General features: G+C 43.4%; 24 protein-coding genes and 1 other RNA gene. 11 read left to right on the top strand and 14 right to left on the bottom strand.

The window, feature by feature from the left end:
• Window positions 1-9 precede the first annotated feature (9 nt).
• From GC096_RS25250 to GC096_RS25235, 4 genes are all read right to left on the bottom strand, one after another.
• Complete coding sequence (locus tag GC096_RS25250) at window positions 10-1860, bottom strand: adenylate/guanylate cyclase domain-containing protein (RefSeq protein ID WP_171634040.1); 1851 nt, start codon at window positions 1858-1860, stop codon at window positions 10-12.
• Between the two features lie 170 nt (window positions 1861-2030).
• Window positions 2031-2264: a ferredoxin gene (locus GC096_RS25245; RefSeq protein WP_068662116.1), complete on the bottom strand. Its 234-nt coding sequence runs from the start codon at window positions 2262-2264 to the stop codon at window positions 2031-2033.
• A gap of 67 nt (window positions 2265-2331) precedes the next feature.
• Window positions 2332-2835 (bottom strand): molybdopterin-guanine dinucleotide biosynthesis protein B, encoded by a 504-nt coding sequence (gene mobB, locus GC096_RS25240; RefSeq protein WP_171634039.1) that lies wholly within the window; start codon window positions 2833-2835, stop codon window positions 2332-2334.
• A gap of 5 nt (window positions 2836-2840) precedes the next feature.
• Window positions 2841-4142 (bottom strand): DNA polymerase IV, encoded by a 1302-nt coding sequence (locus GC096_RS25235; RefSeq protein WP_171634038.1) that lies wholly within the window; start codon window positions 4140-4142, stop codon window positions 2841-2843.
• A gap of 235 nt (window positions 4143-4377) precedes the next feature.
• Between GC096_RS25235 and cimA the strand changes: the two genes are divergently transcribed.
• Complete coding sequence (gene cimA, locus GC096_RS25230; RefSeq protein WP_171634037.1) at window positions 4378-5997, top strand: citramalate synthase; 1620 nt, start codon at window positions 4378-4380, stop codon at window positions 5995-5997.
• Between the two features lie 53 nt (window positions 5998-6050).
• Here the strand turns inward: cimA and GC096_RS25225 are convergent, their stop codons facing one another.
• Entirely contained in the window at window positions 6051-6587 is a 537-nt protein-coding gene (locus tag GC096_RS25225) for a TlpA family protein disulfide reductase (RefSeq protein ID WP_312886338.1), read from the bottom strand.
• A gap of 129 nt (window positions 6588-6716) precedes the next feature.
• On the opposite strand from GC096_RS25225, the gene GC096_RS25220 reads away from it, so the two are divergent.
• Both GC096_RS25220 and GC096_RS25215 read left to right on the top strand, forming a co-directional pair.
• On the top strand, window positions 6717-8027 hold the full coding sequence (locus GC096_RS25220; protein ID WP_246302934.1) for an MFS transporter: 1311 nt from the start codon (window positions 6717-6719) through the stop codon (window positions 8025-8027).
• A gap of 42 nt (window positions 8028-8069) precedes the next feature.
• Window positions 8070-8498 carry a M67 family metallopeptidase gene (locus GC096_RS25215; RefSeq protein ID WP_171634036.1) on the top strand — a complete coding sequence of 143 codons (429 nt, stop codon included), beginning with the start codon at window positions 8070-8072 and terminating at the stop codon, window positions 8496-8498.
• Here the strand turns inward: GC096_RS25215 and GC096_RS25210 are convergent.
• The 3 genes from GC096_RS25210 to GC096_RS25200 are packed head-to-tail and all read right to left on the bottom strand — an operon-like array spanning window position 8492 to window position 11785.
• Window positions 8492-9226, bottom strand: a complete 735-nt coding sequence (locus GC096_RS25210; RefSeq protein ID WP_171634035.1) for an exonuclease domain-containing protein — start codon at window positions 9224-9226, stop codon at window positions 8492-8494. The two genes, GC096_RS25215 and GC096_RS25210, sit on opposite strands and share 7 nt — an antisense overlap.
• Window positions 9227-9277: 51 nt before the next feature.
• On the bottom strand, window positions 9278-10360 hold the full coding sequence (locus tag GC096_RS25205; protein WP_171634034.1) for a DUF294 nucleotidyltransferase-like domain-containing protein: 1083 nt from the start codon (window positions 10358-10360) through the stop codon (window positions 9278-9280).
• Window positions 10361-10399: 39 nt separating this feature from the next.
• Window positions 10400-11785 (bottom strand): ammonium transporter, encoded by a 1386-nt coding sequence (locus GC096_RS25200; RefSeq protein ID WP_171634033.1) that lies wholly within the window; start codon window positions 11783-11785, stop codon window positions 10400-10402.
• Window positions 11786-12091: 306 nt separating this feature from the next.
• On the opposite strand from GC096_RS25200, the gene GC096_RS25195 reads away from it, so the two are divergent.
• Window positions 12092-12532 carry a MerR family transcriptional regulator gene (locus GC096_RS25195; RefSeq protein WP_171634032.1) on the top strand — a complete coding sequence of 147 codons (441 nt, stop codon included), beginning with the start codon at window positions 12092-12094 and terminating at the stop codon, window positions 12530-12532.
• A 22-nt stretch (window positions 12533-12554) separates the two neighbouring features.
• Entirely contained in the window at window positions 12555-13244 is a 690-nt protein-coding gene (locus GC096_RS25190; protein WP_171634031.1) for a zinc metallopeptidase, read from the top strand.
• 52 nt (window positions 13245-13296) lie between these two features.
• Here GC096_RS25190 and gltC read toward each other — a convergent pair whose 3' ends face one another.
• Window positions 13297-14181: a glutamate biosynthesis transcriptional regulator GltC gene (gene gltC / locus GC096_RS25185; protein ID WP_171634030.1), complete on the bottom strand. Its 885-nt coding sequence runs from the start codon at window positions 14179-14181 to the stop codon at window positions 13297-13299.
• A gap of 158 nt (window positions 14182-14339) precedes the next feature.
• Here gltC and tpx point away from each other — a divergent pair, with 158 nt between their 5' ends.
• Complete coding sequence (gene tpx / locus GC096_RS25180; protein ID WP_171634029.1) at window positions 14340-14858, top strand: thiol peroxidase; 519 nt, start codon at window positions 14340-14342, stop codon at window positions 14856-14858.
• A 68-nt stretch (window positions 14859-14926) separates the two neighbouring features.
• Here tpx and GC096_RS25175 read toward each other — a convergent pair whose 3' ends face one another.
• Together GC096_RS25175 and GC096_RS25170 are read right to left on the bottom strand one after the other, a co-directional pair.
• On the bottom strand, window positions 14927-15316 hold the full coding sequence (locus GC096_RS25175; RefSeq protein ID WP_056616306.1) for a DUF1499 domain-containing protein: 390 nt from the start codon (window positions 15314-15316) through the stop codon (window positions 14927-14929).
• Window positions 15317-15463: 147 nt separating this feature from the next.
• Window positions 15464-16810, bottom strand: a complete 1347-nt coding sequence (locus tag GC096_RS25170; RefSeq protein WP_171634028.1) for an Nramp family divalent metal transporter — start codon at window positions 16808-16810, stop codon at window positions 15464-15466.
• Between the two features lie 346 nt (window positions 16811-17156).
• Here GC096_RS25170 and xylB point away from each other — a divergent pair, with 346 nt between their 5' ends.
• Entirely contained in the window at window positions 17157-18689 is a 1533-nt protein-coding gene (xylB, locus tag GC096_RS25165; RefSeq protein ID WP_171634027.1) for a xylulokinase, read from the top strand.
• Window positions 18690-18756: 67 nt separating this feature from the next.
• Here the strand turns inward: xylB and ssrS are convergent.
• From ssrS to cshA, 3 genes are all read right to left on the bottom strand, one after another.
• Window positions 18757-18938: non-coding RNA, 6S RNA (gene ssrS / locus GC096_RS25160), on the bottom strand.
• Window positions 18939-18987: 49 nt separating this feature from the next.
• Entirely contained in the window at window positions 18988-19824 is an 837-nt protein-coding gene (locus GC096_RS25155; RefSeq protein ID WP_171634026.1) for a YesL family protein, read from the bottom strand.
• A 356-nt stretch (window positions 19825-20180) separates the two neighbouring features.
• Window positions 20181-21806 carry a degradosome RNA helicase CshA gene (gene cshA, locus GC096_RS25150; RefSeq protein WP_171634025.1) on the bottom strand — a complete coding sequence of 542 codons (1626 nt, stop codon included), beginning with the start codon at window positions 21804-21806 and terminating at the stop codon, window positions 20181-20183.
• A 286-nt stretch (window positions 21807-22092) separates the two neighbouring features.
• Between cshA and GC096_RS25145 the strand changes: the two genes are divergently transcribed.
• The 4 genes from GC096_RS25145 (at window position 22093) to GC096_RS25130 (ending at window position 24678) form a co-directional block, all read left to right on the top strand.
• Entirely contained in the window at window positions 22093-22629 is a 537-nt protein-coding gene (locus tag GC096_RS25145; RefSeq protein WP_171634024.1) for a DUF4178 domain-containing protein, read from the top strand.
• A 61-nt stretch (window positions 22630-22690) separates the two neighbouring features.
• Entirely contained in the window at window positions 22691-23383 is a 693-nt protein-coding gene (locus GC096_RS25140; RefSeq protein WP_171634023.1) for a DUF4247 domain-containing protein, read from the top strand.
• Between the two features lie 148 nt (window positions 23384-23531).
• Window positions 23532-24353, top strand: a complete 822-nt coding sequence (locus tag GC096_RS25135) for a YitT family protein (RefSeq protein ID WP_171634022.1) — start codon at window positions 23532-23534, stop codon at window positions 24351-24353.
• 130 nt (window positions 24354-24483) lie between these two features.
• Window positions 24484-24678 carry a hypothetical protein gene (locus GC096_RS25130; RefSeq protein WP_056616326.1) on the top strand — a complete coding sequence of 65 codons (195 nt, stop codon included), beginning with the start codon at window positions 24484-24486 and terminating at the stop codon, window positions 24676-24678.
• Window positions 24679-24769: the final 91 nt, after the last annotated feature.

The raw sequence follows: 24769 nt of genomic DNA, 5'->3' as shown, positions 1-24769 counted from the left end.
CCAGCAATTCTATTTCAAATGCCCCATAACTTCATAAACAGCAACGGGTTTTTCTTTCCCTTTTACTTTCATTTCACCAATGGATTCGATCTCAAATAGACCTTTGACACGTTCATACGTCTGTTCACTAATCAAAATCTGCCCTGGCTTAGCATTAGATTCTAGTCGTGCTGATAAGTTAACTGTGTCTCCAATGGCTGTATAATCCAACCTTAGATCTTCAGAACCGATGTTACCAACGACCGCTGGACCACTATTAATACCTAATCCGAATTTCACACCGATACCATAATTCTTAATCAATTTCTGCTCAAGAATATCCGATTGAGACTTCATCTCAATCGCAGCACGCACGGCCATTTCAGGATGATTCTCATATTCAATCGGTGCACCAAACATCGCCATAACGCCATCACCAATGAATTTATCTAACGTACCATTGAACTTAAAGATCGCTTTCGTACAGACATCTAGATATTCATTTAATACTTGAATAACCTGCTCAGGCTCTAGTCGTTCCGACATCGGTGTAAATCCGCGAATATCCACAAATATCAATGAAATATCCTTACGGCTTCCGCCAAGCTTCACATCTTCACCTGACTGTAATAGTTCGTCCACAACTGTTTTGGAAACGAATCGACCGAAAATACCAGTAACCCGATTCCGTTCTTTTCGTTCTTCTAAATAATGGCTAACCAATGACCAAACATAGATCGTTACAAGTGCAAATTGTGGATACACCAACGGTAAGAACATAGAACCAATACTATAGAATCCTAACCATACAAGACCATAAACCACGAAGATGCCTAGGAAAATAAACAGTGCGGTCTTCCCGTTGAACTTTTCAAATAGAAATATAGCCAACAATGAAATAAGTAGAATAATCGCAATACCAGCTGATTTCGAAGCATCTTTGAAGAAAGTACTTTCTAATAGGGTTTGAATCATATTGGCATGAATTTCAATCCCAAACATCTTGACCGAGGAGATCGGTGTTGGGTATTCATCCTGCATGGCCGTAACAAATGGACCCACAAGCACAATGCTGCCCTTCAACGGCAGTGCTTTTGTACTATTCATTACATCTACAAAAGACAGCAATTCATAGCCTGTCGTCGCATCAACCTTTTGTCTCGGCTGTGTGAAGAACTCTGTTGTTACTTGATTTCTTTCGTTCGTTGGTACGACTTCATTTCCGCGTTTCCACTCTCCAGTAGCTGAATCGCGCTTTACCTTTTCATTTTCATCCAAAACTAAATTTGCAAGAGCCACACTGAATGCGGGTATGTAAGCACCTTTCTCATCAGGCAAACCGACGGGAAGTTTACGAGCTTTGCCATCCTTATCAACAAATACATTGATATGGGCCATTTGTTCTCTTTTGGTCGTTAGGGTTGAGGAGGGATAATCAATTCGCTCAGGAACTAGTTCGCCTGCTGACTGTTGTTTAGAGGGATAGTTAATTTGTACGGGCAAAATAATATTGGAATACTTCGCTAGCACGTCAGCTAAAGCTTTATCGTCTGCGGGATTCTTCGATGGCTCAGCAAGCACAACGTCGATCCCAATCGCAGCTGCACCTGATTGTTCTAACTTCTCTATGACTTGGGCATATGTACTTCGATCCCACGGAAACTTCCCGATGGCAGAAAGGGATTTTTCATCAATTTTAACAATCTTAATCCGATCATCCGGTTGACGCTCATCCACCGACTTTGCGCCACGCAAAATATCTTGGAGAGGACCCTCGACAAAATAAAATAAACCACTTGAGTTCACTGTGTAGAAATATGTCGAAAACACCATTAACAAGAGTCCTACTACTAAAGTCTTAAGCCATTTCTTCTTACCCATATAATCCTCCCCGAGTTTACTAGTTTCATTGTAAGATGCTAGCTGTGAATTGGCAATAAATTGTTACAAATTTCACATTTATCCAACAAAAAAAAGAGCTCGTTCCCTCTTAGGAAACGAGCTCTTTCGACATTCCGCGGAATCTCCACAAAATGATTTTGTAATTATGATTAGCTAAAAGGTGAATCCGCAACTTTAATGGAGTCAGTTGGGCAGCCATCTTGAGCATCTTGTAGGTCATCAAATAGATCATCAGGAATTTCAGTAACCCCTTTGTTTCCATCACCTTCAAAAATCACTTCTGCCAAACCTTCATCATCATAATCATAGATATCTGGAGCTGTAGCTCCGCAAGCGCCGCAAGCGATGCACGTATCTTTATCAACAAATGTATACTTAGCCATGTTTTCTACTCCTCCTCTAATTATCCTCATTGTAAAATATAATATAAATACGGACAAAGTTCAAACCTTAAAATTGACAATTCATGAAATACTGCTCAATAAAGTCTGCAATTCCACGGATATCATCCAAATTGAACTGCGGAAGTGCGAAATCATCCCCGAGAATACTTAGATCTGTCGCAACTGCAAGCAGGCTTGCCGCCACTCCTTTTAGTAACTCTCTTTGTTCTATAGTACGGTATACTCCAATCTTTGGATGCTTTTCCCTCTTGAACCCTTCAACAAAAATATAATCAAGATGGGCATAGGCTGCTAACTGCTCTTCCAAACTCGGCGTTTCCTTCTTCTCATAAATGTGTACCCCATTTGGAGAAAGTGTAACCACAACATCGGCACCTGTTTCAACAAATACGGTGGAGTCCGCACCTTGCGCTTCCTTATAATGTCCATGAGCATCATGTTTCATTACTGCAATCCGATAGCCACGATGTTTCATTTCAACGACAAGCTTAGCTATCAACGTCGTTTTCCCGCTATTGGAAAATCCCGCGAAACCCAAACAATGAGCCATGCTCCTCACTCTCCTCCGTCTTTATGAAGAGGATTATTTCGCAAATGATCCATTTGCAAGGACGTCCCTCTTACTTTGTGATTTCGAATTAAGGCAGATGGATCATCACTCATCATCCCTGCTGTAAGAATCACACCTTCTCCAAACTTATCACGCAGACCATCCATCACGCGGTTCAGACTCTCCCTGCGGGGTTGTTTCTCGTAATCGAATAAATCAAGTTGTACGTAGGATTCCTCCTTCGCAATCAGATTCTGCAACGTGATTCCCAGGAGCCGAACCGGATTGCCATCTTCCCATTGATGATCATACAATTGACAGGAAGTTCGATAAATATCATCCATATGCTCAGTCGGAGTTTGCAAAGTAAGTGATCTAGTAATCGTCCTCATTTCAGGATCCCGGATCGTAATCTGAATTGTCGAAGTCATGAGCTCCTGCTTACGAAGCCTTCTCGCTACTTGATCGGCTAAATTAAGCAGGACACGATGAATTTCGATACGATCCGTATAATCACGCGGCAAAGTCGTCGTATGTCCAATCGACTTGCTCTGCTCTTGTTCCGGATTCACAACCGAAGGATCAATGCCGTTGGCTGAGCGCTTTAAGTGCGCACCCATGACTCCGAAGTGCTTGCTTAACAGTGCGTCATCCGCAATCGCCAATTGCCCTAACGTTAGGATACCAAGCCTCGTAAGCTTTTCCGCTGTTTTTTTCCCAATTCCATATAAATACTGACACGGCTTATCCCAGAAAACGGCCGGCACATCACGAAGCCGCAATACCGTAATCCCATTAGGTTTCTTCATATCAGATCCCATCTTGGCTAGCAGCTTATTCGGCGCGACACCAATGGAACATGGTAATTTCAACTCTTGCAGAATTCTTTTTTGAATACTATTTGCGATGTCTAGTGGCGTGCCGAACTGTTTGGAACCTGTGATATCTACAAAGCATTCATCAATAGACATAGATTCTACCATCGGTGAATATCCATAGACTATCTGCATAAACCGCCTCGAGAAATTCCGATAGAGATCAAAGTCAGGTTTGATTAGAACGAGATCTGGACATATTTTCAACGCCTGCCTAACTTGCATGCCCGTCTTGATCCCTAGCTTGCGCGCTGCATATGATGAAGTAACGACAATCCCCTTACGCAGTTCCACACTGCCAGCAACAGCAAGCGGCTTTCCTTTATATAAGTCAGGCTCTACGGCTTCATGAACAGAACAGTAGAATGCATTCATATCAATATGTAAAATGACTCTGCCTTGCTTGGGATAATGATGCTCTACGGACACCATATTCATTACCTCCTAGTAGGATTGAATCAGATTTCAGAGCCGTCTACTCGAGTGAAACACAACCATCCTGAGATGTCAAAAAAATAATCATTCAAGATAACGCAAATTTACGTTATGATGTCTTTACCTGAACATTTATGTTATAATCGTAAATTATACATTAGCGCTTTAAAGCAAGCGAAACTCACAATTCCATGCACCGAAGTCACTTTGCTAGCTTTTGAAGGAGGAACCCATGCCAACATCAGTCAAAATCTTCGACACTACCCTACGAGACGGAACCCAAGGAGAAGGTATCTCCCTATCCGTTGAGGATAAAATCAAAATTGCCCGTAAGCTCGATGAGCTCGGGGTTCATTATATTGAAGGCGGATGGCCGGGCAGCAATAGCAAAGATATTGAATTCTTTGAGCGGGCACGTACGATGACTTTTACGAATGCCAAAATTACTGCTTTTGGAAGCACAAGACGGAAAGATTCTCTTGCTTCGGATGACATTAACTTGAATAGACTCGTGGAATCCGGCGCGCAAGTCGCCACAATTTTCGGCAAGTCATGGGACTTTCATGTAACGACAGCTATTCAAACAACGCTTGAAGAGAATTTGAACATGATTTATGACTCCGTTCTCTTTTTGAAAAGTAGTGGGTTGGAAGTTATTTATGATGCCGAGCATTTCTTCGATGGTTACAAGAATAATCCAGAATATGCGCTGCAAACAATTAAGAAGGCACAAGATGCTGGCGCAGATTGGATTACGCTTTGTGACACGAATGGCGGATCCTTACCTAACGAAATTACGGCTATCGTGACGACAGTTACGCAACATGTCTCCACACCAGTAGGCATACACGCTCATAATGATTGCGAATTAGGCGTTGCGAACTCCTTAGCTGCCGTACAAGCTGGTGCTAGACAAGTACAAGGAACTATCAATGGCTACGGAGAGCGTTGCGGAAATGCTAACCTAAGCTCAATTATTCCTAACTTACAATTGAAACTAGGTTATGATGTCATCTCTACGGATCAATTGAAGTCACTTACATCCGTTTCGAGATATATCAGTGAAATCGCCAATATGCATATGCCTGTTAACCAGCCCTATGTTGGCAACGCGGCTTTCGCACACAAAGGCGGTATCCACGTCTCTGCGATTCTCAAGGATGCAAGTACGTATGAGCATACGAAACCTGAGTATGTTGGAAACAAACAACGTGTGCTCGTTTCCGAGCTTGCTGGCCAAAGCAACGTATTAGTCAAGGCTCAGGAGCTTAACTTGGATTTCAACAAAGAACACCAGAAGACCAAAGAGATCATCGAGAAAATCAAAGATATGGAACACCAAGGCTATCAATTCGAAGGCGCTGATGCTACGCTCGAACTCTTGTTGCGTGAAGCCTTTGAGGGTCTCGAAGAAATTTTCACCTTAGAATCTTTTAAAATGCTCGTTGAGAAAACAGCCAATCATTCTGTTGTTTCAGAAGCTATCGTTAAGGTGAAAGTACATGGCGAAACGATCTATACCGCGGCGGAAGGCAATGGTCCTGTCAATGCACTTGATAACGCCTTACGGAAAGCACTTATTCAATACTATCCGGACATTAAGAATGTTCACCTTTCGGATTATAAGGTACGTGTATTGGACGAGAAAGATGCAACAGCCGGCAAGGTTCGTGTGCTTATGGAATCCACCGATTTTAACACAACATGGAACACACTCGGTGTTTCTAGCAACATTATAGAAGCTAGTTGGTATGCACTTGTTGACAGCTTACGTTATGCCCTCATCAGCAGAAAACGCGTAGAGCCAGCAAACAAAGAGCAACAAGAACGATTAGGTCTAGTGAACCATTGATCTTTATACGAAAAAGCTGCAAGAGCGCAAATCGCTCTCTTGCAGCTTTTTTGTCATTCTTCCTTCAGAAGACTTGCCATCTTCTTGTCGAGTTCTTTCGGGGAAAGAACATGAACAATTTCCCTGATTACGCCATTTTTATCAATAAGAAAACTTGTAGGAATAGCGATAACGTTATAGGTATCGGCATTCGCCCCTTGTTTATCGAGCAGCACAGGGAACGGGTACTGATAGGTATCCACGAATTTTTTGATATTGTCCATCTTATCCCCAGGCGTCACATTCACCGCATAGAGATCAAATTTCCCCTCATATTTCTTATACAAATTCACCAGATCAGGCGCTTCTTCCTCACAAGGACCACACCAGGATGCCCAGAAATTCACGAACATCGGCTTTTCACGAGGTCCGCCTACGGAATAGTCCTTCCCATCCAACCCTTGTAAGGTAAATGAAGGCGCTAAGAAATTCACTTTTGCCGCTTGCTCACTTGGCATCAGGGTTTGTTTATCTTCATTCCGTACATTTTGATAAATCGCAAAGCCCGCCAATAGAACGACGAAAGCGATCACGATGAGATTCTTCTTCACAGTATCAACCTCCACTCCCTCTATATTATCTCCAAATTACCGAAAATTCCAACATCACAATCCTGAAGTATGCTTTCACCCCATTAGGGAAAAGTAAAGCTACTCTTTGCGATGAAAGGAACCGGTGAAATGAAACAAGCTGCCATGAAAACAAGAGGTAAGAATCCGCTCGATAAAATGAGAATTTATGAGCATGAAAAAGATGGCGCATCCAATAGTAAGAAGACAAACACAAACGAGAAAGGAAGCGTTTGGCAGTACCTCGCACTTGCCTCCATCCCTTTGGTGCTTGTCCTTGGCAATTCCATGCTTGTCCCGATACTGCCAGATTTGCAAGAGAAAATGAACATCTCACGCTTCCAAAGTTCACTCATCATCACTTTATTTTCACTGACAGCTGGCCTCATCATTCCGATATCCGGTTATCTATCTGATCGTTTCACACGGAAGGCGGTTATCATTCCCTCGCTTATCGTGTACGGTGCTGCAGGGATCCTAGCAGGGCTTGGCGCCGTTTGGAATTCCTATCCTATACTTATAGCTTCCAGAGCCATACAAGGCCTTGGAGCCGCAGGTACAGCCCCTATTGCCATGGCACTTGTTGGCGATATTTATAAGGGACCCAAGGCCAGCAAAGCCCTCGGACTCATCGAAGCCTCCAACGGAATAGGCAAAGTTGTGAGTCCCATTCTTGGTTCTCTTCTAGCGCTAATCATTTGGTTTGCGCCCTTTTTTGCTTTTCCACTTTTTTGTTTACTCGCTCTACTCGCTGTTATATTCATGATCAAAGAACCTGCTAAAGAGAAAGAAGCTGAACCCCTTAAGCTCTATTTGAAGCAAATCAAAACCATCCTGAAAAGCAAAGGTCACTGGCTAATTCCCGCCTTCATAGCTGGTTCAATCACCTTATTTATACTATTCGGCGTGCTATTCTACCTCTCACAGATTCTGGAAGAGAAGCCCTACAACATCGAAGGCGTACGCAAAGGTCTTATCCTAGCAATCCCTTTGCTCTGTCTCGTCATTACCTCTTATTCCACAGGGGCGAAAATCAAACAAAATGGCAAACTCATGCGATGGCTCATGAATATCGGACTTGTAACCATGGTTGTATCCCTTGCCTTGGCAACATTCCTAAACGGGAACCTGTATATCTTCATCGGCTTATTGTCGCTCAGTGGGATAGGGACAGGACTTCTGCTTCCATGCCTAAACACGCTCATTACCGGATCGGTAGAACGAGAGCAACGCGGTATGATTACTTCCCTCTATAATAGCTTACGTTTTATTGGTGTCGCCTTCGGCCCTCCGTTGTTCGGTTGGCTCATGAGCATCTCACATAAGACACTCTTTATCACGGTCGCTTCATTATCTGTTATCATGTTAGCTTTGGTATTCTTCTTCATCAAACCCAAAGCAGAATTGCAAAAACAAACATGATATACTAACCTCATGTCCATGCCATGTGAGGAGCGAGTGCGAGTGAGCATACATTTATCTAGAAAATTATATGACGAAATGATCTCACACAGTAGGCACTCGCTTCCCAACGAAGCATGTGGCATCCTTATACAGGAAGCTTCTTTCTCATCGACACATGAGTTACATATCCACACATTTATCCCTCTTCCTAATCACGCGGCGCATCCAACACAGCAATTCGTCATCCATCCCATCGACATGATTCCTTACCTAACGGATCAACGTCGTACGATCGTCGGGATTTTTCATTCCCACCCCACTGCCGTATCAACCCCTTCTGCCGAGGACCTAGCAACGCTCTGGCACACCATTCCAACCCATTGGATCCTTTCCCTGCAACATGAAGATAAACCTGACCTCCAAGTCTATTCCCTAAAAAAAACCACCACTACCGCATATCACAAACTTTCGTTTGTCATCGGTCAATGATGGCTTAATAACGCATATAAATCACCTAATGTGTCTACATTTCTAGCTCTTATTTCTTCCATAAATCTGGACCATAATTGCGCTGTCATAAGTGCATCTTCCAGAGCATGATGTCTCACGGTAACCGGGATGTCATAAGCATGCAGAAGTGAATCTAAACCCAGATTTTTTCGTTTGGGCATGAGCCATTTCGCAATCATCATAATATCTAAAACCCGATGGGATAAGCTAACTTTGGACGTACGCCACAAGGCCGAGTTCAAAAAACTTTTATCATGTCCTATTGCATGAGCCACTAAAATTTTCTGCTGAACAAATTCTAAAAAATCACTTAAAACACCGATTAAATCAGGTGCATCGCCAGCCATTTCGTTCGTAATACCCGTTAACTTAACGATTTCATCTGGAATTTTACGTTTGGGGTTCACCATTTTATAGAAGGTATCTTGCGTCTGCACTTCACCACCAATAACAGAAACAGCGCCGAACGAGATAATTTCGTCACCATTATATGGAGAGAAGCCCGTCGTTTCAAGATCAAACACCACGATCTCCATCGCGTGCAGAGGAATTTCAAACAAAGAATCTTTTCGTTGCTCTTTCAGCATCGATCGAATAAAGGCCATTTGTTGCGCACTTTGCGCATCAAACATCGAGGTTAACGCTGGCGTTAGACCACCCATCTTATATAAATGCCACATACGACCTGCTGGACGCATATCTTTCACGCGAGTCACCTCTCCCTACTCAATGAAACGTAATTTCCGAATCCGATCGCTCTAACCTTTTTCTCTCTCTATGTGTGAATCTATGGACTTACCGACATACTTCTGCAACTGAATTCCTGTTCGTAGACATTGCTTTAATTGCAGGCGAATCTCTTTGTTAAGTTGATCTGCCGTAAGTTTACCTCTTGTTGTATATTTCTCTTCATCTAATTGAAAAGGTGTGCTATCTCTTAGCTTTAAAGCAATCGAAAAAGCCATTTCCCAATCATTGGCTAGTTGCTCGGATACAACCCCCTTCACCTTTAACTGCTTAATTCGTTCAATGGTAGAAGTGACCAAAATTCCTGCTTGAATAGCAAGCAGCCGAATCCCATTTACAATCGGAATATAAGCACCATATTTGATATCAAAACCACCTGCATCTTCACCGTAACGCTCTGTAATTAAATGACTAAATATACCTAACGAAATTTTGTGATGCAAAGTGTTCGATAACAAATATTTCAAGAGTTCCGGATGTTCCTGAACATAGTCAAGAAACGATCGTTTCAACTTCGTCACTAGTAGCTCTGAACCATAAATACAACGCATATCTGCCATAATGAGCAGGTAGCGTACATTTTCCCAATCCGGTTCCACGAACCAGCTGATCATCATCTCCGTAAATCCTTGCAGCGACTTACGCCATTGCGGATTACTGGATATGACATCCCCTTCACAAGGAGGATACCCCAACACATCCAAACCACGAATGATATACGAGGCAAGTTTATCGAAATAAAGATCTAATTCATCTTTCGTATGCGTTTCACTATCACTATAAATGAGTCCGTTGTCCTGATCACTCCACAGCGTCTGTTCTCTCCTGCCACCACTGCCCAATAAGATAAAAGCATACGCAACAGGCGGCTTACCGTATCCTTCATCCTCAAGCAAATGTTCAGCAATCTGAGTCGTTCTTTGAATCAACGCATCATGCACTTGATTGATTCGCTGCCCCAATTCAGATGTATAGGGAAAAAGGAGATGCTCCCGAAACATCTCATGCACCTGATCTCTGGTGATTCGCATCTCATCGAATTGCTCCGATTGTTCAATGCGTTCCAAGATCCGTTCCATTGAGAGATGATTCATGTTGCATCCCCTTTGCTCTAGTAGAAATAATATATGTTGTTAAACGGACATGCCGTTTTGAGCTGCTTTTTTCATTTGTTCTGGGTATCCATATGAACCATGCTCAGATAGATCCAGACCAATGATTTCTTCTTCTTCCGTAACACGAAGGCCAATTGTAGCTTTAAGAATACCTAGAATAATGAAGGAAAGAACAAGTACGAATGCCAAAGCTCCAGCAAGACCTAGCGCTTGAATACCTAATTGGTGGAAGCCACCGCCGTAGAATAAACCTGCACCACCAACACCAACTTTCGCGGAAAGCTCAGGCGTTGCGAACAAGCCAGTGGAAAGTGTACCCCAGATACCAGCGATACCGTGTACAGAGAATGCATAGATTGGATCGTCGATTCCAGCTCTTTCAAACCATTGTGCTGTGAAGAATGTCACGATACCAGCAACAGCACCGATAACAATCGCCGCCCAAGCGTCTACGAACGCACATGCCGCAGTGATGGCAACAAGTGCAGCCAGAACACCATTCAACATACTAGGAATATCCGCTTTACCGAAGTACATCCATGAGATAATTAATGCAGCTACAGCTCCTGCCGCAGCAGCCATATTCGTTGTCAATGCGATATAACCGAAGAATCCATCATTCATTGCACTAAGTGTACTACCTGGATTGAAACCAAACCAACCGATCCAAAGAATGATTACACCGAGTACAGACAATACTTGGTTGTGACCTGGAATCAAATTTGGCGTTTTATCTTTATTATATTTGCCAATACGCGGTTTAAGCAAGATGGTTGCTACTAATGCCGCTGTCGCACCTTGTAAGTGAACTACGGTTGAACCCGCGAAATCTTGCATGCCCAATTTAGCCAACCATCCGCCGCCCCATACCCAGTGTGCAACGATTGGATAAATAACAACTGTGAACAAAATTCCGAAGATGAAGTACACCGGCAACTTCGCTCTCTCTGCAAATCCGCCCCAAGCGATAGCCAAGGATACACCTGCGAAAGCAAGTTGGAATAAGAACTTAATACCGATTGGAACATCGGAGGCAGAAAGTGATCCAAATGCTGCAGTCGCTTGATCTTCTAAGCCTGTTACGAAGAAACCTGTCGTTCCGAAGAATGCATTACCATCACCGAAGGCGAAACCAAATCCTACTGCCCAGAATGCAATGGCACATAATCCGAAAGTTAAAATCGTTTTACCGGCTACGTGACCGGCATTTTTCATTCTAGTTGACCCCGCTTCTAAAAGTGCAAAACCAGCTTGCATGAAGATGACTAAGATTGCTGCTAACATTACCCATACTGCATCAATTGCACTCTGTAGTTGTGGTGCTGTCGCCTCATCCGCTGCAAATGCGAGTGTAGGGAACAGTAATGACATAACGCCGAAAGCTAACAACAATTTCTTAACCATACGACCACTTCCTTTAATGTTAGATTAAGTAACATGTAATGAAACTCTTAATGTCATTATATACAGGATATTTGGGTTTGACAATAGGATTTTCGTTAAAATATTGAAAAAAGCGAAAAATAACCTGACATGAAACAGGCATAATTCGTGTTTCGGCTCATAGGCGTTCTAAAAACACCTTTTTTACACCATTATCCAATGTCAGCTTTTCGAAGCATCACGTTTGACTGTACGGTTTAATATCAGGTATCATGTTTATATATAGAAGAAAGAAATTCAAACCATTGGAGTAGAGGTGAATTTAGCATGGGGAATGAGAAGCTTTATAAAATCGGAGAGCTCGCCAAGCTTGCTGATGTCAGCCCTCGAACCATTGATTACTACACCAAGCTGAGCTTAATCGAACCCGAAAGAAGATCCGATACGAACTATCGTCTGTACAGTGATGAAACTTTGCACCGACTGAGGCGTATTGAAACAATGAAGAACGAGAAATATACCTTAGAGGAAATCAAAGTAAACTTACAGCAATGGAGTAAAGTGACCTCCGATGATACTGTGACAGATAAGCTCACATCTCTTCAATTGCATCTCGAACAATTAATGAAGGAAGCCAAAGAACTCAGCCCACTTGTTCAGCAATTGAAGCCTAAGCAGTTAAAAAAGCTGTATCATATTCTGACACAACCGACCGCAGCGTGTATCGAAGCACTTATTGTCCTTTTAGGTAAAAATCCGTTCTCATAATTGAAATACGGAGGAATGCCCTATGTTTTTTCACCCGATGGATTTCCTAATTATCATTGCATTCGGCCTTTCCATGTGGGCTTCATTCCGAGTGCGAGGAACTTTTAACAAATGGTCGAGCGCACCTGTCTACTCACGCATGACTGGCGCCGAAGCCGCAAGACGAATGTTAGATGCTAATGGACTTTACGATGTACCCGTTGAAGCTGTACCTGGGACATTAACAGACCACTACGATCCAATGGCTCGAACCGTACGTCTGTCAGAGCCTGTTTACTTCCAGAGTTCCATCTCAGCCGTATCTGTTGCCTGTCACGAAGTAGGTCACGCTATTCAGCACCAAGTCCATTACCCTATGCTCGTCGCAAGACACAAGATGTTCCCTGTCGTTAACTTCGCTTCCGGTGTGGCTCCCATTCTGATCCTAGCGGGTTTCTTCTTCCAGCAGATCCCCTGGCTCTTGGGTGTCGGTATCATCTTCTTCGCAGCAGCCGTAGCTTTCCAATTAGTAACGCTACCTGTTGAATTTAACGCCAGCTCAAGAGCACGCGATCAAATGGTAGCTCAAGGGTTCATCTCTAATGAAGAAGAACGCGGAGTGGCTAAGGTTTTGAATGCTGCCGCACTCACTTATGTAGCTGCTGCTTTGATCTCCGTACTTGAGCTTCTCAAGTACCTGATGATTTTCAATGGTCGCAATAACGATGATTAATAAAACAAAAGCTCACCCTTACAAGTTCATGACCTGTAAGGGTGAGCTTTTCTCATTTAAAATAATCATATAAGAAACGTCGAAACACTTCAGCCACCAGAGGCAGCTTTACATCCTTACGACAAATCAAACCGACCGTCCTTGTAACTTGAGGATCTGTTACTCTTATTTTGACCGGCTGTGTTTGCCCACTTTCCAATAAAGCCATCGCAGGAAGTAAGCTGACACCCATACCCGCGGCAACAAGCCCACGAATCGTATCCGTCTCCTCACCTTCAAACTCAATCTTAGGTACAAATCCCGCCTTCTGGCACGCATCCATCACGATCGTTCGAAGCGTATACTCTTCACTAAACATAACGAAAGGTTCATTCTTCAACTGCTCAAGACGAATTGACGTATAGTCCGCCAGAATATGATTGGCAGGAATGATTGCATATAGCTCTTCTGTCAATAAAATTTCACCTGTCACATGCTCGTGGGATTTCGGAAAGGGTGAAATAAAAGCGAGATCAATCTCACCTCTCGAAACATCACGAATTAATGATGTGTATGTACCTTGACGCAGTCTAAACTTCACATTCGGATGATTTTTTTTAAATGCCGCGACAACAGCAGGTAGTAAATTGATAACCAAACTATGCGGAAACCCAATACGAATCTCGCCAGCCTCTGGATCAAGAAACTCATGTATTTCACCCACCGCACGTTCTAAATCCGTAAGAATACCTTCTACTCGACTTAAAAATAAATGCCCCACCGAGGTTAAATGTAAATTGCGCCCCTTTTGAACAAATAAATCAACGCCTAGTTCCTCTTCCAGCATATGAATTTGTCGGCTAACCGCAGACTGTGCGACATGCAGCTCTTCCGCCGCCTGTGTCACGTGCTGCTTCCTAGCAACCTTCACGAAATATTGCAATTGTCTTAATTCCACTTGAGTAAATCCCCCGACTTGATTACATGATGAAGAAACAAAACTCCTTCTTTGACTCCGATTATAGCTTGATAGCAACGATTGGACAACTTATCTGTAAAAAGCTTATAATAAGTGAGTTGTTATTTAGCATGGATAATAAAGGAGGAAATCATTCAATGGCACAAGAACGTACTGGTGTAGCTACCCTGAAAAGCAATCCTATCACTTTGGTAGGACCCGAAATTAAAGTAGGTGACAAAGCACCTGATTTCAAAGTTAACAAAGATTTGATGACGCAAGTATCACTTGCTGATTACTCAGGTAAAGTGAAATTGATCTCCGTAGTTCCTTCCTTAGATACAGGCGTTTGTGATGCACAAACACGTCGTTTCAATGAAGAAGCAGCTGGCCTAGGCGACAATGTTGCTGTTCTTACAATCAGCGTTGATCTTCCTTTCGCACAAGCTCGCTGGTGTGGCGCTGCAGGCATCGACAAAGTAATCACATTATCCGATTACAAAACAAAATCCTTTGGCGAAGCTTACGGCGTATTGATCAAAGAAATTCAATTAGATATGCGCGCTATTTTCGTAATCGACGCTAATGACACTGTTCAATACGTTGAGTACCTTGGCGAAATGACATCTCACCCGAACTATGAAGCAGCTGTAGAAGCTGTTAAAAAATTAGTTTAATCCACATTAACTAAACGGCTATATGTAAAATAAAACAGCAAGGAGGCCAAGCTTCCCTGCTGTTTTTGTTATCCATCAATTTTATATGAAGCAAGCTTACGATCTAATTGTTTATAAATATCTAATATCGTACGATAATTGGATCCAAGATCCCCCATCGAACCGCGTGAAGCCGAATAAATATCAACAGCTGTTTTCACAGGATTAATGGCAAATAAGGTCAATGTTACGTCTTGGGTTCTTCCAGTAACCGTTTTGCGCTCGGCAAGGATTTCTCCTACGTTCGGGACCTCATGTAATAGCTTGTACCCTGGTGTTTTCTTTAATACAGCCGTTACCTCTTCCCAAACTTGCTCCTTCGGCAGCTTAAAATATCTAGTTTTAAGTAAAGGATCTCTAGCTTTTTCCCCTGTCGTTTCATGACTACGTACTAATCCGATTAAAGTTCTCTTTAGCAAAAGCCCTTTCCCCCTTCAATGAAGTGCATGTAGACCACTTGCCATTTCAACACTATTCTCTATAATACCATTGATTAGGCTTTAGAAAAAGAGGTAAATGAAAAATCGAGGGATTTCTCCCCCGATTTTAGTTAAGCATATATGCCATTATCCAAAAAATGTCGAATATAGCAAATATGCGTTTAATGCCGCGATTAAAATGGCAACAAACCAACTCAATACCGCCATCCATTTCGGGATCACGAGCACACCCATTTTTTTACGATCTGAAGTAAAAGTAACTAGCGGGATCACAGCAAAAGATAATTGCAAGGACAAAATAACCTGACTGAGAATGAGTAGATCCGTCGCTCCGCTCTCTCCGTAGATTCCAATCACGATGACCGCAGGTATGATGGCAATTAACCGAGTGATCAACCGGCGCAGCCAAGGAGTTAGACGAATGTTCAGAAATCCTTCCATGACGATCTGGCCGGCCAGCGTTCCGGTAAGCGTTGAATTCTGACCTGATGCAAGTAGTGCTACAGCGAACAGTATGCTTGCTGCCCCTGTACCCAACATAGGTCCAAGGAGATGATAGGCATCTTGAATTTCCGCTACTTCTTTCCCAGCCGAATGAAAAGCTGCCGCCGAAAGAATGAGAATTGCCGCGTTTACGAATAATGCTAGCATTAGGGCAACTGTTGTATCAATGGTTGAGAATTTGATCGCTTCGCGCTTTGCTTCAATTGTAGGTTCAATTTTACGCGTCTGAACGATGGAGGAGTGCAAGTATAAATTATGCGGCATGACAGTCGCACCTAGAATACCTAGGGCAATATACAACATGGCTGGATTCGTTACAATTTCTGTTGTTGGAATGAAACCTGCAGCTACAGCTGCAAATTCAGGTCGGGAGAAAATAAGCTCCATAATAAAACAAACCATAATGAGGGCAATTAAGCTAATAACCATCGCTTCAATATAGCGAAAGCCTTTCTTCTGCAGCATAAGCACCAGGATGACATCTAAGGCCGTTAGAATCACCCCATAGATGAGCGGCAACCCGAACAATAACTGCAAAGCAATCGCGGCACCGATGACTTCAGCTAGATCACAAGCAGCAATCGCAAGCTCACATAGAAACCAAAGCACATAAGAAACGGGCTTACTATAATGATCACGGCACGCTTGCGCCAAATCTCGACCTGTTACAATACCTAATCGACCAGACAAAGCTTGCAAAAGTATGGCCATTAGATTAGAAATTAAAATGACTGAAAGTAGTGTATATCCAAATTGGGAACCACCGGCCAAATCTGTCGCCCAGTTACCTGGATCCATATAACCGACAGCTACCAGATAGCCAGGTCCCACAAAAGCTAACAGCTTTCTGAAAAAGCCAGCTTTTTTAGGCACTTTCATACTATGATGAACTTCAGGTAGACTCGGCATTGAAGAATCCTTACGCCATCCGATCGGATCCTGAACTGGTTCTTTTTTCGCAATATCCATAGCTTAACCCTTCTTTCACAAGACCAATAATGTTGTTCTAGGGAAACATTTATATGTAGTATACTACATAACCTCATCTTATGCTACAGGTAAACATTTATGTTCCAATGAAATTGTTTTTCCCTGAGGAAAGTTTTGAGACAAGTTTTACCACTTTTATAATTAAGGATGATCTATTCTTTCAAGGATGCCCTTCTACGCAAAAATTCATAGGAATAATCGACTGAAAAAGAAGGATATTTGTAAGCGTGGGCGAATACTATTGAATAAGATATCTTTGTATATTCAATAAACAAACAAAGAATATCGAAGCAATGACCATAATTCATTATAAAAGGGTGATCTCATGGCTTATTTTATGGGTTTAGATTTAGGTACTTCTGCCATTAAATGCATTCTAGTGGATGAAGCCGGTACGGTTATCGGCTCCCATTCTGCTCCATATCCGCTGCAACAACCGCACCCAGGTTGGGCTGAGCAGCATCCTGAAGATTGGTGGAATGCCACGATTGCAGGCATACAAGGACTCCTAGCTAACACTGGCGTATCGGGCGACGCTGTAGCTGGTATTGGCTTCTCCGGCCAGATGCACGGGTCGGTCTTCCTCGACGAGGCGCAGCAGGTCATCCGGCCTGCGCTGCTCTGGTGCGATCAGCGCACCGCGGAACAGTGCGCCTACATCGAAGCGACCGTCGGCGAAGCCGAGCTCGGTCGCCTCACAGGCAATCGGGCGCTGACCGGCTTCACCGCGCCCAAGCTCCTATGGCTCCGGCAGCATGAGCCGGAGCACTACGCCCGCGTTCGGCATCTGCTGCTGCCGAAGGACTACGTCAGGCTGCGCCTGACGGGTGCGTTCGGCATGGACATGGCCGACGCCAGCGGCACGCTGCTGCTCGATGTAGCCCATCGCAGCTGGTCGCAAACCGTCGCTGAGCGGTTAGAGATCCCGCTCGAGTGGCTGCCGCCGCTCTATGAGTCCGGCGACATTGCCGGGCACCTGCTGCCGGAGGCAGCAGTGCTGACCGGCTTAGCCCCAGGCACGCCGATCGTTGTCGGCGGCGGCGACCAAGCCTGCGGCGCCGTTGGTGTTGGCGTCGTCCGCCAAGGCATCGCCTCGGTGGCGCTCGGCACTTCCGGCGTCGTCTTCGTCCACGACGACACCTACCAAGTGGATGAAGCCTACCGGCTTCATTCCTTCTGTCACGGTGTGCCAGGCAAATGGCACCGCATGGGCGTTATGCTCGCGGCTGGCGGCTCATTCCAGTGGTGGCGCAATCACTTTGCCAGCGAAGAGCTTGCACGCGCTGAGCAAGAAGGCAAAGATGTATACGAAATTCTAACAGCAGAAGCGGCTACAGCACCACTTGGGAGTGAAGGTTTATTGTTCCTTCCTTATTTATCTGGGGAGCGTACACCGCATCCTGATCCGAAAGCACGCGGTGCCTTCATCGGGCTAAACCTAAGACACGAGAAGGCCCATTTGACCCGCGCTGTACTTGAAGGTATCACCTTCGGGCTTCGCGATTCTATGGAATTGATTCGAGAATCCGGAATCGAAGTTACGGAGCTTCGTGTTAACGGAGGCGGAGCTAGAAGTCCTTTCTGGCGTCAAATGATCGCTGACATCTTTGGAATTCCAGTCGTGACGGTCAATTCAACGGATGGTCCTGCCTATGGCGCAGCGATCATGGCTGCATCCGGCGTTCTCAAAGTCGATATTACGAAATTATGCGAAGATTGGATTGAAGTCACAGATCGCGTAGAACCGAATGCGGCTAACCAACTTCAATATGAAGCTTATTATAAAATCTACCGCAGTTTATATCCGACACTTCAAAGCACGTTCCATCAGTTAACGGATCTTGCCGAGCAGCAATGAGAACCGGTAAGAACGCAAAAAAAGAGGTTGAGCAGGCATGATGCCTGTTCAACCTCTTTTTTGTTCGAAGAAACCCGCCTATGCCGTCCGGTTTCGGTGCTTCAAACCCGCTCTCGCAGGTGGGTGTCCGCAGACGTGTATTTGAGGTCCCCTTTCGAGGGCATGTCAGCCACACTTCAATATAGGTCTCCCTAGAAACAGTCATTGGTTTAAAACAACTTAAAACCGTTACGAGCATCGCAGATTTCTTCTGTGTTCTTATTATAGATCCTACCTCGCTGATAATCAACTGGAAGGATTAATCTTTAGTCTTGTCATTCTCAACTTTTTTATGCAAGCTAATTGGAGATTCATTAACTGCGCTCTCACTCGCTTCATCATTACCTTCTTCTGCCGCTTCGGCTTCTGCGAGTCGTTGCTGTTCCTTCTCTTCCAGTTCCTGTTGTTTCGTCTGAAGTTTCGTAAAGCTTCGGTTAAACTGCCAGAAGGAGAATGTTGCAACAATCGCACCCATAAAGAATACGACTAAGAAGAAATTGAACTTCGTTAAGCAAATATAAACAATAACACCATTACAAATGAGCAAAACAATCGAATTGATCGGGTTACCAATTGTAATTAAAATCGAATTTTTGACAATTTGAAAAATCTTCATGTGCAAATGAACGATAATAGAGAAGAAATTAAACAAAGCAATAATCATGATTACGGTGAAAGCAATAAAGAGAACGGCTAGTACCCTCAATGAGCTGCCCTGTTTCAAGTAGAAGAAATAGTTCACAGCAATAATTACGAAGATGAGTACGAAGAAAATACCGCCAAGCATACTTTGCAAATAGTTTTCTTTGTATCCACGGAAAAATGTTTTTAACAAAGGAACATCTTCTTCTCCGGTCACCCATTTCCTAGCTACTGCAAACATAGCTGTTGTCGCAGGAAATAAAGTAAACGGTGCCAAAACTGCAAGAATCGGCAGCGTAGCTTTCAAAGCGTCCGGCGTTTGACTCACTAACCCCATAAAGAGGAAAAAGAATACCGGAATCGAGCAAAGCATCCAAAGTAAATTAATAACGGATAACCGCATAATCCACTCCGATATTCTGTACAGTCCTCCCATAACTCCCTTAAACTCCAAAACTGCTTCCTCCTTAGCGTTTCCTTCAGGAAACTTTCTACGTTGTTAACTGCTGACATGACGATAGCATGTCTTATTTGTATATGTACTTAATTATAGCCTATTTTTCATCATATAGGTAGCCGTCTAGTCGTTATAGGTACTTTTACATAATATAGTATTGTCTAGACGCATCACCCCTAAATCATTCTTCAGGAGGTTGATATTATGTCTCATCCAGTTGGAACATCCGCAGGTGCTATTTTGGTGCTTTTCATCTTGTTAGTTATCATCACTAGCTCATTTGTACTTTAATCCATATACATGGTAAAAAAAGGCGGAGATCCTAAGGATCTCCGCCTTTTAAGTGCTATATCTTATTTGTTTACAAGTGTATCTTCACTTTTGCGCGGCGCTCTGGAACGATCACGATTTCCGGAGTTGTTGCTTCCGTATTCGCGGTTTCTCGAAGTTGAACTGCTTCCGCCTTCTCTGTTTGAACCGTAATCTCTGCTATCCTTACGCGGGTAACGTGAACCACCGCTTGAGGAGTTGCCTGATCCTGAACCTGATCCACCGTAACCGCCGCCACCTTGACGACGATCGCTTGAACCTGATCCTGAACCGTATCCACCGCCAACACGTCTACCTGAGCTGCGAACATCGAATTTTTTCTTTCTTGCACGAATCGGATCTTCTGGTGTCAATTCGATATTCAGATCTTTCTTGTCACCTGTAAGAAGCTTCATCGCTGCTGCAAGCAAGTTAACGGAATCGTATTGCTCAAGCAATTGAATAGCTAGGCCTTTAAATTCTTGATGTTCTTCTTTTTGAAGCATATCCAAGATACGCTCAGCTGTCATTTTTTGTTTACCTTCAACAGCTTCTGCAATGCTTGGCAAAGGTTTTTTGTTGATTTTATGACGAGTAACCTTCTCGATGAAGTGCAAGTGGTCCATCTCTCTTGGCGTTACGAAAGTCCAAGCAGTACCTTCTTTACCAGCACGACCAGTACGGCCGATACGGTGAACGTAGCTTTCTGGATCTTGCGGAAGGTCAAAGTTAATTACGTGAGTAACGCCGGATACGTCCAGACCACGAGCAGCAACGTCAGTTGCAACTAGAACATCAATACTGCCATCACGGAATTTTCTCATTACATTATCACGTTGATTCTGGGACAAGTCACCATGAAGACCTTCAGCCGCATAGCCTCTTTTTTGAAGAGCTTCTGCCAACTCATCTACCCGACGCTTTGTACGTCCGAAGATAATAGCCAAATCTGGTGCTTCCATGTCGATCAAACGGCTTAATGCTTCGAATTTTTGTTTCTCATGCAATTCGATGTAAGCTTGCTCGATTAGAGGCGCACTTACATGTTTAGGAATTACAGAAACGTGCTCTGGATTCGTTAAGAATTGTTGAGCCAATTTTTGAATGTTCGTAGGCATAGTTGCAGAGAACAACATTGTGTGACGCTCTGTTGGTACAAGCTTTAGAATCGATTGGATATCATCCATAAAGCCCATGTCTAGCATTTCATCCGCTTCATCCAAAATGACCGTTTGAACATCATCAAGCTTAATTGTTTTACGGTTAATATGGTCAAGAAGACGTCCAGGTGTTCCGATAATGATTTGCGGTTTCTTTTTCAAAGCGCGAATTTGTTTCACGATATCCTGTCCACCGTAAATTGGCAAAGAACGAATGCCTTTGAAACGACCGAGTTTTTCAACCTCTTCCGCAACCTGAATGGCAAGTTCCCGTGTTGGACACATGATTAAAGCCGAAATACGCTCTTCTTTTACATTAATTTTGTTAACTAATGGAATCCCGAACGCTGCCGTTTTCCCAGTTCCTGTTTGTGCTTGCCCGATCAAATCACGGCCTTCCATGGCCAATGGTATTGTTTTCTCTTGAATTGGTGTGGACTCTTCAAAGCCCATTTCCGTAATCGCACGTAGTACCGATGCGTCTAAACCAAACTCTTGAAATGTTTTCAAATAAATTCAATCTCCTTTTGTACAGGGCAGGCTAATGCCTTGTATCTTTTTTACCCTTAAGTACGACTTCCTATCCGTCTCTATAGTTTCTTGGTGGATTACACTTTCGATTCGTCATCTTCCATGATCCAACTGGCCGCCCTTAAGAACATCTAAAATATTATAGCACAGGTGATACACACATTGCCAGTGGCTACTTTTAACGATTCGAACGAAACCGAATGAATAAGCAACTCGTATTAAAGGGGAGAACAATAAAACGGAATCGTACAGAGGAGAGTTTCTTATGTCCATATTCAAACGTGTTAGCAGCATTCTTCGCAGTCAGAAGCAACCACCTACAACAGCAGCCGTCGGCAATCCACTTGAAGATTCACGTGTTGGCGATATTGTAAATGTAGACTTAGAGGAATATGTCATCTCCGGTAAAGTCGTTTATTTTGACCGCGGATTTGCTCCACATCGCTATGCTTATTATCTACAAAGCGGTAAAAATATTCAGTGCTTGATTGTGGAAAAAGGCAGAACCTATGATTGCTTCTTATGTAGTTTTATCGAAGGAGCTTTAGATGATCCCAATGATGTGCCTACCCGGTTAGAGTTAGACGGTGATGTCACTTTCGATCTAGAATTTCATCGCAACGACGTCTCAAGAACAGAAGGCAACACCGATTTTCGCAGCGGCGATGATATCATCTTCTGGCGATATTTCGGACCGGATCAGCGCTTCTTCTTCCTTCAATGGCAGGATGGCAAGTTCGTTGCTCTTGAAGGCGAACGCACACCTGGCAATCAAATTAAATTTTTGAAATCGACTCCTTAGATAAAGCTATGTTATCATGGAAGCATGTTTCGGAAACACCTGAAAGGAGGACTACCAGATAATGAAGAGATGGACTTCATGGCTTTCCTTCATACTTATTATCGCTCTTCTTACCGCATGCGGCGCAGATGCCGGACGTTATATTAAGGATGAATATCCGTTAGTAAGCGTTGATGGCAAGGGAACCACGATGTCTAAGGTTTACTCGGTTGAAGGCAAGAATGTACCCGCAGTCGCGAATGAACTGGCTGCCAAAGAAACACCCAAAGAGAAGAGTAAGGAATCTGAGGATCAGATGTTCCTTGTCTATAAGGACAAGGTTATCAATATCCAGAAAGATCCCAGTGATAGCAAAAATACATTAGTTCAACTCGATAGCATTGAATATGCCAAGAGCCATTATGACTCCTCCTTCTTACAAGGCTATTTAACCGCCTCACTGCTTCAATCTATATTCGGTGGCGGCTGGAATAACAATAGAGGATCTTCTTATGACTACCGCGGCTACACGAAGACGCCGACTTACAAAGCAACAACACCGACTACGGGTTCCACCAAGGAAACCAAGCCGACTACGTCCGATCGAAAGGGCGGATTCACGAGCGGTGCAGCAAATCCAAGCTCTGGAAGCTCCTCAACAGCGCGTAAGAATGATGGTTCAACTGCTAATAAAGTAACGAAACCATCAACAAGTAAACCGAGTACAAGTAAGCCAAGTACCACCAAGAAAACCGGCTCCTTCAAGCGCCGATAAATTTCACTCACAAGCTGCTGTCCATCTATGGACACAGCTTTTTTTATGTAATTCAAATTAATTGACCATTGCCTAAATAATGATTGCAGTTTTATAAGAATGAATTATACTTGCAATATGCTGCATACTATTTTAGAGGTGATTTGTTTTGAAAAAGGCGCTAGATGTTTTTATCATTCTAGTTGGCGCACTGCTTGTCGCGGTCGGCTTCAATATGTTTCTCATTCCCCATCAGCTGCTTAGCGGTGGCGTTTCAGGTATTGCCATGATTATTGGTTATTTTACAGATTATAATATCGGATTTCTTTACTTATTGTTTAACATGCCACTCATGATTTGGGGACTTGTCTCCATTGGTAAACGTTTCATCATGATCAGCGTTGCCTCTGTCGTCTTAACCACATGGATGATGCAAATTATTCCTATGAACTTCGTAGCTAAAGATTCCATGTTAGGAGCTGTTTTTGGTGGTGTTCTTATTGGTATTGGCAGCGGAATCACGCTCCGTATCGGGGGATCCAGCGGCGGGTTTGACATTGTCGGACTAATTTTAACTCGTAAATACGACTTCCCTCTTGGCACCTTCTTATCCTCAATGAACGGTATTGTTATCGTCGCTCTCGGCTATTTCAAAGATAATTGGGATCTTGCATTATTTTCAATGTTAGCAATATTCATTAGCGGAAAAACTGTAGATATGATACATATCCGCCACATCAAAGTAACCGCGTTCATTGTAACGAAGCATAAGGATGCCATTATTAATAAGCTGCTCATGATCCCGAGAGGGGTAACACTTATTAAAACGGAAGGCGCCTATACGAAGCAGCAGCATGATATGTTGATGACGGTTACGACGCGATATGAACTCGTAGAATTAAAGCGAATTATTAAAGAGATAGACCCGAAAGCGTTCGTGAATATTGTGGAAACGGTCGGTGTTGTAGGGGAATTCCGAAAGCCCAAGTGATAAATAAGCCAACTGCCCCTTTATTCCATTTTGAATTGTGTTATAATGAATATAATTTCATATAGTTCTGGTTTTCATCGATGGTAGGTTCAGGCGTAGTTCTTATTCTAATCTTCTGATTGGAAGGGTGATGCTTGTGGAGACAGTCAAATTATCCAGGATTGTAATGAAATTAACGCCCGAGTTGTATCCCTCTTTAACCAGCAATGAGTTGGAATCCGAGATCGTGCTACGGTTCGGTATAGAGGCACTCGCAGCGGAAGATGTCATGGAAATTATTCAATTTAGCATTTCGGAACATCATAAGGACACCCTGTACCATTGAGGGTGTCTTTTTTTGCATGCCTTTTGCCCATGCTGTTATTAAAATTGTAATAAATAGGCTATATGGGTTATGATAAGACCATGATATAATA

It is taken from the genome of Paenibacillus plantarum (assembly GCF_013141695.1).
GTDB classification, from domain to species: domain Bacteria; phylum Bacillota; class Bacilli; order Paenibacillales; family NBRC-103111; genus Paenibacillus_E; species Paenibacillus_E plantarum.
The sequence above is the reverse complement of the archived record's forward strand: the minus strand, read 5'-3'. Positions and strand labels throughout refer to the sequence as shown.

What these genes read in the sequence shown, in the direction of transcription:
- GC096_RS25250 (WP_171634040.1), bottom strand. Translation starts at nt 1,860, where the DNA reads ATGGGTAAGAAGAAATGGCTTAAGACTTTAGTAGTAGGACTCTTGTTA.
- GC096_RS25245 (WP_068662116.1), bottom strand. Translation starts at nt 2,264, where the DNA reads ATGGCTAAGTATACATTTGTTGATAAAGATACGTGCATCGCTTGCGGC.
- mobB (WP_171634039.1), bottom strand. Translation starts at nt 2,835, where the DNA reads ATGGCTCATTGTTTGGGTTTCGCGGGATTTTCCAATAGCGGGAAAACG.
- GC096_RS25235 (WP_171634038.1), bottom strand. Translation starts at nt 4,142, where the DNA reads ATGGTGTCCGTAGAGCATCATTATCCCAAGCAAGGCAGAGTCATTTTA.
- cimA (WP_171634037.1), top strand. Translation starts at nt 4,378, where the DNA reads ATGCCAACATCAGTCAAAATCTTCGACACTACCCTACGAGACGGAACC.
- GC096_RS25220 (WP_246302934.1), top strand. Translation starts at nt 6,717, where the DNA reads ATGAAACAAGCTGCCATGAAAACAAGAGGTAAGAATCCGCTCGATAAA.
- GC096_RS25205 (WP_171634034.1), bottom strand. Translation starts at nt 10,360, where the DNA reads ATGAATCATCTCTCAATGGAACGGATCTTGGAACGCATTGAACAATCG.
- GC096_RS25200 (WP_171634033.1), bottom strand. Translation starts at nt 11,785, where the DNA reads ATGGTTAAGAAATTGTTGTTAGCTTTCGGCGTTATGTCATTACTGTTC.
- GC096_RS25195 (WP_171634032.1), top strand. Translation starts at nt 12,092, where the DNA reads ATGGGGAATGAGAAGCTTTATAAAATCGGAGAGCTCGCCAAGCTTGCT.
- GC096_RS25190 (WP_171634031.1), top strand. Translation starts at nt 12,555, where the DNA reads ATGTTTTTTCACCCGATGGATTTCCTAATTATCATTGCATTCGGCCTT.
- tpx (WP_171634029.1), top strand. Translation starts at nt 14,340, where the DNA reads ATGGCACAAGAACGTACTGGTGTAGCTACCCTGAAAAGCAATCCTATC.
- GC096_RS25170 (WP_171634028.1), bottom strand. Translation starts at nt 16,810, where the DNA reads ATGGATATTGCGAAAAAAGAACCAGTTCAGGATCCGATCGGATGGCGT.
- xylB (WP_171634027.1), top strand. Translation starts at nt 17,157, where the DNA reads ATGGCTTATTTTATGGGTTTAGATTTAGGTACTTCTGCCATTAAATGC.
- GC096_RS25145 (WP_171634024.1), top strand. Translation starts at nt 22,093, where the DNA reads ATGTCCATATTCAAACGTGTTAGCAGCATTCTTCGCAGTCAGAAGCAA.
- GC096_RS25140 (WP_171634023.1), top strand. Translation starts at nt 22,691, where the DNA reads ATGAAGAGATGGACTTCATGGCTTTCCTTCATACTTATTATCGCTCTT.
- GC096_RS25130 (WP_056616326.1), top strand. Translation starts at nt 24,484, where the DNA reads ATGCTTGTGGAGACAGTCAAATTATCCAGGATTGTAATGAAATTAACG.